General features: G+C 40.2%; 9 protein-coding genes. 3 read left to right on the top strand and 6 right to left on the bottom strand.

What is annotated here, in order from left to right; translation table 11 throughout:
- Positions 1-362 precede the first annotated feature (362 nt).
- Complete coding sequence (locus HII32_RS02035) at positions 363-1,532, top strand: thiolase family protein (protein WP_172187800.1); 1,170 nt, start codon at positions 363-365, stop codon at positions 1,530-1,532.
- Between the two features lie 52 nt (positions 1,533-1,584).
- Here HII32_RS02035 and HII32_RS02040 read toward each other — a convergent pair whose 3' ends face one another.
- A complete protein-coding gene (locus HII32_RS02040) occupies positions 1,585-4,179 on the bottom strand; it encodes a hypothetical protein (RefSeq protein ID WP_172187801.1) in 2,595 nt (864 codons plus the stop codon).
- Between the two features lie 293 nt (positions 4,180-4,472).
- Here HII32_RS02040 and HII32_RS02045 point away from each other — a divergent pair, with 293 nt between their 5' ends.
- Positions 4,473-5,006 carry a GNAT family N-acetyltransferase gene (locus HII32_RS02045; RefSeq protein WP_172187803.1) on the top strand — a complete coding sequence of 178 codons (534 nt, stop codon included), beginning with the start codon at positions 4,473-4,475 and terminating at the stop codon, positions 5,004-5,006.
- A gap of 40 nt (positions 5,007-5,046) precedes the next feature.
- Positions 5,047-5,238, top strand: coding sequence for a hypothetical protein (locus HII32_RS02050; protein WP_172187805.1), 192 nt, complete (start codon positions 5,047-5,049; stop codon positions 5,236-5,238).
- Between the two features lie 56 nt (positions 5,239-5,294).
- Here HII32_RS02050 and HII32_RS02055 read toward each other — a convergent pair whose 3' ends face one another.
- The 5 genes from HII32_RS02055 to addA form a co-directional block, all read right to left on the bottom strand.
- Positions 5,295-6,032: an amino acid ABC transporter ATP-binding protein gene (locus HII32_RS02055; RefSeq protein WP_172187807.1), complete on the bottom strand. Its 738-nt coding sequence runs from the start codon at positions 6,030-6,032 to the stop codon at positions 5,295-5,297.
- Positions 6,032-6,727 carry an amino acid ABC transporter permease gene (locus HII32_RS02060; protein WP_172187809.1) on the bottom strand — a complete coding sequence of 232 codons (696 nt, stop codon included), beginning with the start codon at positions 6,725-6,727 and terminating at the stop codon, positions 6,032-6,034. The genes HII32_RS02055 and HII32_RS02060 overlap by 1 nt, the downstream gene beginning before the upstream one ends.
- Positions 6,728-6,753: 26 nt before the next feature.
- Positions 6,754-7,557 (bottom strand): transporter substrate-binding domain-containing protein, encoded by an 804-nt coding sequence (locus HII32_RS02065; RefSeq protein WP_172187811.1) that lies wholly within the window; start codon positions 7,555-7,557, stop codon positions 6,754-6,756.
- Between the two features lie 27 nt (positions 7,558-7,584).
- On the bottom strand, positions 7,585-8,193 hold the full coding sequence (locus HII32_RS02070; protein ID WP_172187813.1) for a L,D-transpeptidase: 609 nt from the start codon (positions 8,191-8,193) through the stop codon (positions 7,585-7,587).
- An 89-nt stretch (positions 8,194-8,282) separates the two neighbouring features.
- Positions 8,283-12,038 carry a helicase-exonuclease AddAB subunit AddA gene (addA, locus tag HII32_RS02075; RefSeq protein ID WP_172187815.1) on the bottom strand — a complete coding sequence of 1,252 codons (3,756 nt, stop codon included), beginning with the start codon at positions 12,036-12,038 and terminating at the stop codon, positions 8,283-8,285.

Here is a 12,038-nt window from a genome sequence, read left to right on the forward strand (position 1 = left end):
TTCAAAGGTCTACCTTGTCGATCGGAACTTGTTAGCTCCTTGCGACAACTACTTAATAATATCACCAATCAAGCAATCCGTCAACTACTTTTTTTAATTTCTTTTTTTCGTTGATGGCTTTTTGTTTCTCTCAATCAGCAACGTATATAAATATACCAGCTACTCCAGAATTCGTCAACACTTTTCGACATTACTAAATTGGTTATTTTAAGCCCCTTTTTATAACTGAAATTAATTTCAGTTAATTAACCACTTTAACCACTCCTAAACATATGGTTAAATCCAGTAGTTAGACCGCACTCTCCACTGTAAAACCGTGTATACTACTATCGAATAAACTTAATGAATGTAAGAGGGACACTATGGAAGAAGTTGTAATTATTTCAGCTGCTAGAACTCCAATTGGTAAACTCAATGGCCAACTAGCTAGCTTCTCAGCCGTGGACTTAGGAACAATTGCCGCTAACCACGTCATTAAACAAGTACCTACAATTAAGAAAGACATTGACCAAGTCATCTTTGGCAATGCCATTCAAGCCGGCAACGGCCAAAACGTTGCTCGTCAAATTGAAATTGGGGCTGGTATCGACACCGAGAGTACTGCCTATACCGTTAATCAGGTTTGTGGTTCAGGTTTAAAGGCCGTTCAACAAGCAGTTAATGAATTAAAATTAGCCCAAGCCAACGTCATTTTAGTCGGTGGTACTGAAAGTATGTCTAACGTTCCTTTTTTTGATCGCAGTCAACGACGGGGGCACAAATACGGTTCTATAATGATGGAAGACGGCATTCAAAGCGATGGCTTAATGGACGTTTATTCTAATCAGTTAATGGGAATTACCGGTGAAAATGTTGCTAAAAAGTTCAACGTAACTAGACAACAACAAGATCAGTTTGCTTTAAACTCACAACAAAAGGCTCTAAAAGCTACTCAAAGCGGAGCATTTAATGATGAAATCATCCCCATTAACCTACCCGATGGCAATGTCATGACTCAAGACGAAGCTATTCGGGCCAATACCAATTTAGAAAAACTGGCTAAACTAAAACCCGTCTTCACTGCTGATGGTTCTGTCACCGCTGGTAACGCTCCCGGATTAAACGACGGGGCCACGGCATTAATCTTAACCACTGCCAGTTACGCTCAAGCACACAATTTAAAACCATTAGCCAAAATAACCGGTTATGCTGAACGGGGTATTGATCCTAGTATCATGGGCTACGCTCCTTACTACGCGGTCAATAAATTGCTGCACCAAATTAACACCACTATCGACGCCATTGATCTTTTTGAAATTAACGAAGCTTTTGCCTCTCAATCCATCGCGGTTAGTAGAGACCTACAGATCCCTGCCAACAAACTCAATATAAATGGTGGGGCAATTGCTTTAGGTCATCCCCTCGCTGATTCAGGCGCACGTATATTAACCACGTTAATGTATAGTTTGATTCATACCCAACAAAATAAAGGTATTGCCACTCTTTGTATGGGCGGAGGCATCGGAGCCGCTATGGCGATTGAAATCATATAAAGTATGTGAATTAAAAGGAACCTTCTATAGTTATATAGAAGGTTCCTTTTAATTAACGATAAAATGCCAATTTCTCATCATCTATATCCACCATTTGGTTAATGTTACTTAGCGGTGAACGTAATGCTAGCACCTCTTCAATGGCTGCGTTAGCCGTATCTTGTTGTTGACTACTAATAGCTAAACTAGCTTCAGCACTAGCCTGTTTCCCCCTAGTAATTAGTTGAGCTAAATGATCTTGTTGTTCCTTTAAATCACTCAAAATATGGTTAACACTGGCGTAATCTTCTAAATTATCTTCATGGTTATAATCACGCACCGCTGCAGTATCACTAATAAGCGACCGAATGCGGGCCTGCAAATTCCGAGCATCATCGATTACTTCTTCCGCATCAGCTAACTTGACTTGGAGCGGATTTAGTTGGGCTTGCTTATGGGGCGTTAAACTCGTGGTATTTAATGGAGTGGCTTCCGTAAACACAGCGCTTTGGGAATTAGGTGCACTCGGATAAAAAATTTCATTGGCATTAGCCAAGGCCATGGTGGCTGATTGTTGTAATTGATTAGTCACCTGAGTAATTTCGACCAGGTCATTTTGATTAACCCCTGCCAATAAATGTTGCAATCCCGCCAGTAATTCTTCTGCTTGCTGATCAGCTTGTTGTGCTCGAGCTAATTGCTCGCTTAAATAATTTTGCTTGGTTTCACTTAACGATTGTTGCATTGCCATCGTAGTTACGTTGGCCACATTAGTAACCACCTGCTCCGTCAATTGCTTCGTATTGGTGACTTGACTTTTAACCACTTGCATTACTGGACTAAGAGTTACCTTAATAGGATTCTCTAATTCGCTAGGCGTTGGTTGTGCGACGGTTTTAACCTTTTGAAATAAATCATTCACCAAATTAACATCATCGCCACTAAATTGACTGGTTTTATTTTCCACGTGAGCTCGTTGGGCCGGTGTTAATTGATCAGCAAATGAGCTTTGATAAAGCCAGAAATAAACTACCCGAGTTTGTTTCAATAATAGTTGGTAATTGTCGCCACCAAGATTACGGTCACTAGGTGCCAACCGCATCATTTGGTTAAATTCTGGCAAAGTCTTAACCGCCATATTTTGTTCATAATCAAACTCACCTTTAGCAATCAAACCAATCGACTGATCAAGTGCATAGCTAGCAGCCTGATCAACTATTTCTGCTAAAGATTGTTCCTTAGCCAAATCAGGTTTTAAGACGTTGCGACTCTTGGTATATTCTCCACTGTTAATTTGAACTAATAACCGGTTTCGTGCGAGCGTGTATTCACTGAGTACCGGTAAAAGCAAGGCTTTTTGCCAAGCTAAAAACAACTTTTCAATAATTCCGTAACGAACCACTAGTGGCTCGCCGGTAATATCGTTATACATTTGATTACCACGTACATCGCGGGCAAAACTGAATTTAGCTTGCAAATCAGGATGCTGCACACTAATTTCATGTCCCTTAGCTAGGTTTAAGATTCCTAATCGAGCACTGGCGCTAGCAATAGATTTCGGTCGACGCAACCAATTCATCATTTCGGGATAGTTTAAAGCTACCACCGTTTCTACTTCACTAGGTTCAGTACTCATGGTAACTGGCACGCCTAACCAATCACGCCCGTTATTAGCTAATTGGTAAATTACATCGTACAGTGACAACGGCACCACTAAATTAATAATTTGCATCAAAGTTTGATTAACAAAGCGATCCACCACACTGGTTAGTGAGGTTAAATCTTGGAAATCTAATTTTTGCTTGAGCTCCCGATCTAACACATCAGTATAATCGGGTCCTTGATAGCTGAATGTTTCTAACCAAGTAGTCGCTTGATTAGGTAAGTGATAACTACTTAAAAAACTATGGTTAGTTTCGCGCCGTAAAAACTTGCCGGTTGCTTCGTCATTAGCGACTACCGATCGTTCGGGATTTTGACCGTTAAGCTGGTGATCGAAATGTTGGAACCACCGACTAGTTAAATCTTTCTGTTGTTCAGTAGATAACTGAGTAATCTTTTTCATTATTACTGGCAAGAAGGCTTCGTGATTACTATCATCTTGTTGATCGCCGACTATTGCTAGGACAAATTGTCCCACTGCCGTTTGATATCCCCGTTCAAATTGTTCCCCATCTTTAACTTGATTGAGATAATGAGAATAATTACTGCCAGCCGCGCGGTTAATCACTTCAGTCGTGTTATCCCCACTAGTCCATAGTATTAGATAGTAGAATTGGTTGATTCTTAAATTAACCAAATCACTGATAGCCGCCCCATAACCGAGCCGGGCCGCTGCATTTTTACTAAGAGCGCCCCGACTTAATAGCCGCTCACCCACTTGAATTAAGACTGGTTGTCGATTTCTAAAATTATCTTCTATCCCAAATCGTTCGCTAGCAAAACTAGTAGCTCCCAAAATATTGGCTGTTGTATCTTGCAACCATTCACTCACGTGCAAATTAGTTCTACGCGTAGGTCGTGGTGCTTTCGGTTTTTGTGGTGTTTTACTATTATTAGCGGCTTGTTTTTGGCGGTTATTTACCTTAGCCTGATTTTTGTTATCCCGCCGACTCGCTACTCGACTCAACTGTAGTCCATTGTTAGCGGTTGCTTCGTTTTCTTTCATATTCTTACACCCCAGGGTTGTAATTTATGGATATTAAATTTAAATTTATCTACTATAATGATAAGTGATTCCATTCGCCAGCTGATAAGGTCCGTCCCTGACTTAGGATAATCTTAAATTAATTATAGCCTATTTTTCGACTTTTTTTCTTCAGGCAAGATACTAAACTATTTTTTTACAAGTGATAGAATTAGGTTGCGGAACTAGATTTTTTGAATTATAATCTTTGTCTATGTTGTTATACTAGCAAAAGCTAATTATACAAATAAGAAAAATAGAAGGATGTGACACGAATGGCTGCAAGTTACTTACGGCAAGCACGGAACGAAGATATTCCAGAGATTAAAAACATTATTCATGGGGCAATCGAGTTTTTACACGAGCAAGGGATTGACCAATGGCAAAAGGGCTACCCAAGTGATGGTGATCTCGAAACCGACGTCAAAAATGGAATTGGTTACGTCTTGATTTTCGATGACCAAATCGCTGGGTTTGCTGCATTGCACCAGGGACTAGATATTAACTATCTAAACATCCACGATGGTGAATGGATCAATGGTGTAGAAGGACGCTATACCGCTATTCATCGAATTGCCGTTTCACCAAACTTCCGGGGCCAACGACTCTCCCAAAAAATGATGAGTGGTCTAATTACCATTTCCGGTATCTTAGGTTATCGTGATGTCCGCATTGATACTCATCCTGAAAACATGGCAATGCAACACGTTATTACCTCAAATGGTTTTGAAAAACGTGGTGTTATCTACATGCAAGAAAACGGACACGAAGAAACTCCTCGTTACGCTTATCAGTTTATAATTGATTAACCAATTTGATTTGTTGTAGAATGTAGCTGAGGTGAAAAATATGTCAGCTGCAAATAATTCTGTTAAAATCGCCCTCATTACTATGTATCTTATCGGTATCTTGTGCTTGGCTATCACCTTTTTCATTTTAAAACGGGTGAACGGTCGTCCTTGGACTCGTTTTTCAACGGGTTTAATGACCATCATTATGCTGATGGCGGTTATTTTAACAATCAGTTTTAATTTAGAATAACAAATAATTTAATGTATAAACTAAAAGACCCCCGATAACTTGGGGGTCTTTTTTTATTAAGCCAGTGATAAACCAGCTAAGAAGTTTTGAATTCGCTGATTTTCCGTAGTAAAAAATTCAGTCACCGGACCAGCAAAGAGCACTTGCCCGTCTTCAACAAAGACAATTTTGTCAGCTACTAACCGAGCAAACTCCATGTTGTGAGTAACCACTACCATAGCTTGTCCCTTAGCAGCAATTTCTTCTAAGATTCGAAGTACCTGAGTTTCTAACTCCGGATCCAAAGCACTTGTTGGTTCATCCAGTAATAAAAATTCTGGTCCCATTGCTAATGCGCGGCAAATGGAAATTCGCTGTTGCTGCCCGCCGGATAATTGCGTTGGATATTGAGCGGCATACTCAGCTAATCCGACTGATTGCAATAACTCATATGCCCGGCTCTCGGCCGCTGCTTTTGACTGCTTTAAAACGGTGCGCGGAGCCTCAGTGATATTTTGCAACACCGTCAAATGCGGGAATAGGTTCCAGTTTTGAAACACCATTCCTGATTTACGCCGAATGGCTCGGACCGTTTTACGTGAAATTTCCTTCGTAAAATCAACCGTAATATCATCAATTTGCATAGTACCACTATCCGGATGGGTTAACAGATCAATTGTTCGCAACAACGTTGATTTCCCAGAACCAGATGGTCCGACAATAACCGTACTTTGATTATCTTCAAAAGTGACTGAGACATCATCTAACGCTCGTTGATTTTGATATTGTTTCACCAAATGTTCGAGTTTAATCATTAATTTTCACCCCGCTTAATGTAACGGCTGGTACGCTTTTCTAAGTAGTGCTGCAAAATACTTAAAATGGAGCACAAAATAGCGTAAAGAGCGGCGACTAAGCAATACATTAGTAATGGCTCATAATTTTTCGCCGTAATTTGTTGACTAACCGTAAACATTTCTAGAATAGTGATGGAACTAGCTAAAGACGTATCTTTAACTAAACCAATGAACTCATTGGATAATGTTGGCAAAGCAATCCGAATTGCTTGCGGAAAGATAATCTTAAATAAGGTTTGGCTTTGGGTAAAGCCCAACGTTTCTGCCGCTTCCCATTGATCTTGAGGGATCGAAAGTAAGGCACCACGAATATTTTCAGATGCATAGGCACCAGTGTTGAGTGAAAAGGTGATAACCGCCGCAGTAAATGCCGGCATTTGTACCCCTAAATTGGGTAATCCAAAGAAGATAATAAATAATTGAACTAGGAGTGGGGTTGAACGAAATAGCCAAACATAAAAGTAAGCTATTGCCACTAATACGCTCCAAGCTCCCTTAACTAATGCATTGCCACGCGGACGGGCCAGTTTAATTAAAGCGGTAATCACCGCGATTACTAACCCAAAGGCAAACGAAATAATGGCGAGTGGAATCGTAAACTTAATTCCAGCCGCCACTAATTCGGGCAATGACGTCATAATTGTATTCCACATATAATCAGTCATCCCTATCGTTATTTTTATTTTTTAGTAATATCAGTCGTAAAGTACTTCTTAGATAACTTAGTTAAAGTACCGTCAGCTTGTAATTCCTTTAAGGCTTTATTAGCTTTATCGCGTAATGCTGGTGATTGCTTATTAAACATTGCCGCAATTTCTGAAGCCGGAATCTTAGAAGTTGGAATTTCGGTAACTTTCAACTTATTATCCGGATTGTCTTTAGCCCAGCTATAAAAGGCTTCGCGCGAATTAATAGTTCCTTGGGCCCGACCTTCTGAAATTAAGGACACCGTATTTTGGAAAGTATCTGATGGCATCACATCGGCTCCGAATTTTTCAGCGTAAATAGCATTTTCGGTTCCTGTACCTTCAGGAAACTTCTTACCCTTAATATCATCAACGCTCTTTAATTTACTATCCTTAGGCACAATCAAAGCTGACTTAGAGTAAATGTATGGCGTTGAAAAAATAAACTGTTTCTTCCGTTCTTTAGTAACCGTCACGTTGTTGATTACCACATCAAACTTCTTAGCTTGTAACCCTGCAATTAAAGAGTCCCATTTAGTGGGAACAAACTTAGCCTTGAGGCCCATTTTTTTAGCCATTGCTTGACCGAGTTCGACTTCAAATCCCTTTAACTTGCCATCTTGGCGGTAGGAATATGGTGCATAGGTACCTTCTAGACCAACGGTTAGCGTCTTATTATCACCTACTAGTTCTGATTTGGCATCTTTTTTTGTATTACCACAACCAGCTAAGACCAGTACCAAAGCCATCACAGTTCCTAAAACAACAGTTAGTTTCTTTAAATTAATTTTCTTCATGATTAGTCTCCCATTAAATGTGTCAGTTTATTTAATGACAACCTTCGTCCCCGTTGGTACGTTTTGGTTAATCCACTTAGCGTCTGGAATTGATAGCCGGACACACCCGTGTGAGTTAGCACTCTTCCCTAAATTATCAGCTTCTGCTTTAATATAATCACCATTCTCATCGGTTGGTACCGTGTGGAACAAGTAAATTCCGTGGTCCTTCCAAGAAGTCCAATATTTGGCACCTTCTTTAGACTCCTTATTATAGAAGAAATCACCGCGTTCAGCTTGAATTTGGTATGTTCCTCGTGGCGTAGAATTATCCTTTCCCGTTGAAGCATACATAGTGTATAGAATCTTTTTCTCCGGACTCATCACGTAAACTCGTTGTTTTTTGATATCAACTTGCAAATAACGACCGTTACTTGTCGTGATTTTAGGATAAGGTTTATTTTCAGATGGCTTCCGCCAGTTAATTTTAGGTTGATTAGTTGGTTTCGATTTGGTTGTCGACTTCTTAGCAGTTATGCTACTTGATGATGCGCTGTCGGTCTTGGATTCGGATTTGGCTTGTTTGCTGTTAGAACAACCGGCAATGACCAAAACCAAAGCCAAGCCCATACAGACACGTAGAATTTTTTTCATCATAAAATCAAATCTCCCAACTTTTACTTATTATTATAAAGTGCGTACTTAGATTAACCCAAAATCAGCGCAATTTCAAGCCAAATCACCGACTACTTCACGGCAATCGTTTGGTTAACGTCTAATAAATAAAGATACTTATGGTTAACTGGTCGCTTTAAAATTTGGCTTAATGCCGTCGCATATAATTCTACTTGCCCTCGATAACGGGCCACAATTTGATCAACTGAATTTTGGGGAGTCACATGATCAGTTTTGTAATCAAATAAAATCAATTCGTCTTCAGCTACCGTATAGCCATCAATAATTCCATGAATTAAAACGGACTGGTTAGGATCATCTTGAAATCCGGTAAAAATTTGATTGGCATTAAGTAAAACTGAAAACGGTACTTCTCGATTGATAGTAGCTGCGTTAGCTAAAACTAACTGACCTAGCTCACTTTGATAAAAGTTCATAATACCAGTTACATTAATTTGGCTGGCTACCATTTCACTTATTACCTGATCAGCAACTAATTGCTGAATTTGAGCCGTAATGGTTGGTATGGTTGGCGGTTCCTTTAATTGCATTTGTTGCAGGACTAAGTGAGTAGCCGTTCCGACTTCAGCCGCACTGGCTTGACTAGTAGTTTGCAAAAATTTAGGACGACCAAATGGCGTAACGAACGCTGGCTTGACCTGACCTACTTGATCCACATCTAATAATTGATAACTACCTAACTCAATATTGTCGGGATCATCAAATAGTCGTTTCACTTCCGAAACCGACTGGTACGCAGTGGTTTTAGTAGCAGCTTGATAAGGATAAACAAAATCCATTTCGTGATCAATTTGTTGTTTAGTAATTACTGCATCTTCCATTGCAGCATCGTTAACCTGGTTTAAAGCTGTGATCCAATTAGTGGCTTGTTCCGTCGTTTCAATTTCCGTGGGTTGATGCTCAGCTAATTGGGCCGCTGTCACTAGGTGAAAGGCCAGTTGTGTTTCGTCTTTAGCTAACACTGACATAGTTGGATGACTGCCACTAATTTGGGGGTGCCGAGCAATCGCCGGGCCCACCCAATCAAGGTAGTTATTAGCTTTCAAGCGTACCGATTCTGGTAGCAACAACTCATTAGCATTAGTTTTACCTTGCCAAAGTTGCACAAAGCCGGCCTCATCTGTCGGCTGATTCTTTTTGTGCTTAAAGCTCCCTACTAGATAGAGCTTTTGTTCCGCCCGGGTAACCGCCACGTATAATTTACGCATTTCTTCTGAAATTGCGGCCCGTTTAGCATGATTAGAGATGATCTTTTTTTGTAAAGTGTTGCTTTCTTCTCTGGTAGCTAAATTAAAATACGTAATACCAACACCTAATTGATCATCTAATTCATATTTAGCCCTGGTATCTTGCATATTAAATTGACGGTTCAAGTCGTTAATGAACACCACCGGAAATTCTAGCCCCTTACTACCATGAATCGTGGTGACTAACACGGTATCTGCCCCGGTTTCAATATTGGCTTGCCCTAAATCATCATCGCGTTCTTGCATGCGTTCGATAAACCGGACAAATTGAAATACGCCTTTAAAGCTGGTTTGTTCATACTGGGCCGCCCGTTCGTAGAGTGCATGTAAATTAGCTTGACGTTGATACCCAGCGGGCATGCCCCCCACATAATCTAAAAAACCGGTCTCTTGATAAATAGTCCAAATTAAGGTTACCAAATCGCTTTGTTGCGCTAAATCTCTAAATTGTTGCAGTTGTTCCATAAAGCGACTGATTTTAGCAAAGACAGCAGCTCCAAAAGGGGTAGCTTGGCTAGTTTCAAAGTTTTGATAGAAATTAAGCACCGCTTGGTAGTAGTTACCAGTCTGTTGATTAATCCGCATAAATGCCAATTGATTTTCGTCTAGGCCCACAATTGGTGAACGTAAAACTGCTACTAGTGCAATATCTTGATAAGGATTATCAATAATTGACAAGAGGGCCATCATAATTTGAATTTCGGTCGTTTTAAAGTAACTTTTGGCCTGATTGACAGTGGCTGGAATCGCGTACTTTTCTAAGACTTCAGCTAGAACCAAATCATTGGTATGAGTCGGCGATAAAATAGCCACATCCCCATATTTAATCGGTCGCATTACTTGGGCATGGCGATCGTAAATTTCGACCTGATCATCCACCAATTGGCGAATTTGTTGTGCGATTAATTCGGCTTGGCCATTCGCCCCATCTTCTGGTACAAAAGTAGCATTAACCGCCAACGATTGCGCATCCTTAGCGTTATTTTCTTGGTATAACAGTAATTCAGCCGTAGTGGTGGCAGCTTCAGGGTAATACTTAGCCCCAAACTTTAAATGAGCGGGTCCGACGTAATCTACATCCCCAACTCGTTGATCCATTATTTGTTCAAAAATCAAATTGGCAAAATCAGTAACATTTTTGGTCGAGCGAAAGTTTTCTACTAGATTAATTAATTCATCAGCTGTGTTGTCGGTAGCGTAACGCGTCTGTTTGTCAATAAACATCGTAGGATCAGATAATCGGAAACGATAAATCGATTGTTTCACATCCCCCACCATAAATCGATTGCCGGCCTCCGGCTTAGCCAATTGACTTAAAATGGCTTCTTGCAGCCGGTTATTATCCTGATATTCATCGACCATGATTTCAACGTATTGATTTTGTAATTTAGCTTTAATTTGTTGTCCGGGTTCACTAGCATTAGTCAAAATTCGGTAAGCTGCGTGTTCCACATCGATAAATTCCATTAATTGGCGGGCTTTTTTAGCTTGGTCATAGGCCGCACTAAACGCTTGCACTACCGTCACTAACTTATCAACTCGTTGCATGGCTTGTTGAATTAAGGTTACCGTAGCTCCTTGCGCCAATTCAAAATAGCCATCAGCTAACTCATTGATGGTTTTGATGATATCGGTTTTTAATTGCTTATTTTGTTCATGCAACTCTTTTTGCTCTGGTTCGGCCCCTCTAGGCGCAGCACTCAACCGGGGATTATTAAATTGTTGCAATAAATCGCGCAACTCGTTCCAATCCGGCTGAAGTAGTTGTGTTTGAATCATTTTCACTTGTTCATTAAATTGATTAGCTAGTTTTTCATCCTTAGGTAATTCTCCTAACTGGGCATTTTGAATCATTTGGTTAATCATCATCTGCATGGATGACACTGCCAATTGGAGTTCTGGTTGAATGTATTGTTTAAATAATTGGGTATCAGCTAATTGCTCACTATCTAAGTGATAAAAGTTAGCCGCATTAGCCAACCACTGAGCTGGATGATCATTGACGTTAGCAAAATCATATATTTTCATGATGAGCTTAGTTAAGCCATCATCACTTCTATCATTGGAAAAGTTTTCGGTCAAGGCCGCAAAGCTACCATCGTCATCATCACGATATAGTTCTTCTCGTAAATCATCCCAAACTTGTTCCCGTAATAAATCAATTTCAGTAGCATCGGTTAACATCCGAAAATTAGGATCCATCCCTAATAAATAGTAATAACGCCCGACTAATTTTTGGCAAAAGGCATCAATCGTAGTGATATCAGCTACTGGGACTTTATGCAGTTGCCGTAATAAATGACGCTTTTGTTCCGGATTATCGGTAGCCTGATACTCGCTGCGCAAAGCTAACTGCAATCGTTCTTTCATTTCTTTAGCGGCCGCTTTGGTAAAAGTAACCACTAAGAGTTGATCAATGTTAACGTTTTGCGTGATCACCATTTTAATAATGCGATCAACCAAAACGCGGGTTTTACCTGAACCAGCAGAGGCCGACACCAAGATATTACCCTTCGGATGATCATTAATCGCCTGTTTTTGCCCTTCTGTGTATTCCAT

The sequence above is a fragment of the Lentilactobacillus kribbianus genome (genome assembly GCF_013184075.1).
Classification (GTDB): domain Bacteria; phylum Bacillota; class Bacilli; order Lactobacillales; family Lactobacillaceae; genus Lentilactobacillus; species Lentilactobacillus kribbianus.